The sequence below is a fragment of the Vagococcus vulneris genome (genome assembly GCF_003950515.1).
GTDB classification, from domain to species: Bacteria; Bacillota; Bacilli; order Lactobacillales; family Vagococcaceae; genus Vagococcus; species Vagococcus vulneris.
Window position 1 is genome coordinate 1 of the sequence record NZ_NGJS01000039.1, and the last position, 1,540, is coordinate 1,540.

At 32.1% G+C, this 1,540-nt stretch carries 1 protein-coding gene; it reads right to left on the minus strand.

The genetic code is table 11. The annotated features are described in order from the left end of the window. Nucleotides 1-17: 17 nt before the first annotated feature. A complete protein-coding gene (locus CBF37_RS11455; protein ID WP_420824179.1) occupies nucleotides 18-1,460 on the minus strand; it encodes an IS1182 family transposase in 1,443 nt (480 codons plus the stop codon). Between the last annotated feature and the right edge of the window lie 80 nt (nucleotides 1,461-1,540).

Below are 1,540 nucleotides of genomic sequence, written 5' to 3' on the forward strand. Positions count from 1 at the left end.
TTCAGATTGAAGACAAACTAGTTACTCAACAGGAGTAATTGGTTTGTTTTTTTGTTTTTCATTATTAATTTTGAAAAACACTCAAAAATAGACAAAAAAATAGAGCCCCCAAGGTCTCTTAGTTTAAGCATTTTTGCTAGTTTTTTAATATTGAGGCATGCAAAAGTAAGCCCAATTTTCATGTGCATTTTTTCTTTACCAACTAAATTAGTGTAACGTAGTCTATGGAATTCTTTAGCTGTTCCAAATAATCGCTCAATTGTTTGTTTCCGATTATTATAAATAGCCTTCATTCCAATGGAATGACGTATATCTTCACAACGTTCTATATCATTTTCCCATAAATGTCGTTGAATTTGTTTTCTTTTTTCTTTAGATTCAGTGCAATTTGCAATTAAAGGACAGCGAATACAGTCAGTATAGTTACTTTTATACTCTCGATATCCGTCTCTATTGGTTGTCGTATATTTTAAAATTTTCATGTTCGGGCAAATATATTGATCATAATATTCATCATAAACGTAATCATATTTTTTAAAGAATCCTTTTTTAGTCATTGGTCTTTTATAAGGAAAGACGGGCGTCAAGTTATTTTTAAATAGTAAATGAGCAATCCCCGGTGTTTTATAGCCGGCATCCATTACTAATTTATCTAAAGTAAAATGACTTTGTAGTTTCATATAAATATCGACAAACGTACGACTATCATGATGATTACCAGGGTGAGTTGTGTATCCTAGAACCCATCCATTTCTATCACATGCCACTTGTGTGGCATAAGCGAAAACCTGTTTATGTTCTCCTTTATGAAACCATCCACTTTCGCCATCCGTTTTACTAACCTTTTTGAGTTTTGTTTCGTTCTCACTTTCCTCTCTTTTTTTTAAGGGCTTTTTTAATCTTTTTTCTCGATCCTGTTCAACTTCTTTTTGAAGTAAACTTACATAAAATAAGGTATCTTCGGTAACTTCTTTACTTTCATATTTCTTATTATTGGCATGCGCTTTGACGTGCGTTCCATCAATAAATACTTCTGTCGTATCAACTAGTTGAGCTTCAACACATTGTGCCAAAATACCATAAAAAATCTGTTCAAAGATATCTGTTCCTTTGAATCTTCTAGAGTAATTTTTTCCAAATGTTGAAAAATGAGGGACTGAATCTTTAATATCTAAACCAACAAACCATCGATAAGCCATATTAACCTCGACCTCTTTAATCGTTTGTCGCATACTTTTAATCCCGTACAAGTACTGGATTAGTGGAAGCTTAATTAGTAAAACGGGATCTATACTGGGTCGTCCATTAGACTCATCATATTTATCTTCCACGAGATCATAAATGAAATCAAAGTTCACGTATTTATCAATATCTCTTAATAAATGTTCCTTTGGAACTAAATCCTCTAAAGAATAAAAACCAATTTGATCACGTCTACTCATATCTTGTTTCTTCAACATTGCAATCAACTCCTTTTCTCTATTTTACCAAGAAAAAAAGACAAAGTATCGGAAACCTGATACTTTGTCTACAATCTGAA